Source organism: Mesorhizobium sp. M8A.F.Ca.ET.207.01.1.1 (assembly GCF_004794715.1).
GTDB lineage: Bacteria > Pseudomonadota > Alphaproteobacteria > Rhizobiales > Rhizobiaceae > Mesorhizobium.
Genome location: NZ_SRUS01000141.1, coordinates 1 through 404, shown reverse-complemented (window position 1 = coordinate 404; position 404 = coordinate 1). Strand labels below are relative to the sequence as shown.

At 69.3% G+C, this 404-nt stretch carries 1 protein-coding gene; it reads left to right on the top strand.

All coding sequences use genetic code 11. The annotated features are described in order from the left end of the window. Positions 1-29 precede the first annotated feature (29 nt). The coding region (locus EN850_RS33885) for a DsbA family oxidoreductase (protein ID WP_136092956.1) at positions 30-404 on the top strand (375 nt) is incomplete at its 3' end.

Here is a 404-nt window from a genome sequence, read left to right as displayed (position 1 = left end):
TCGAGGGCGACGGGCCCCATGTGGTGGGGATGAGAATCGACATCTACTCCGACGTGGTCTGCCCCTGGTGCTGGATCGGCAAGCATCGTTTCCAGCAGGGCGTGCAGTTGCTGGGCGAGAACGCGCCTGACCTCGATATCCACTGGCAGCCGTTCCAGCTGGACCCGGATGCGGACGCTACCCCGGTGCCGCTGCGCGAGGCATACGTGCGCAAGTTCGGTGGCGTCGAGCGCACCGAGCAGATCCTCGGCCAGACCCAGACCACCGCGCGGGCCGAGGGCCTGCCGATGGACTTCAGCCGTGGCCAGGTGCGGGTGACCACGCTGCCGGCCCACCGGTTGCTGTGGTTGGCGGGCGAGCATGGCGTGCAGGACGCGGTCGGCGAGGCGCTGTTCCGCGCCCAC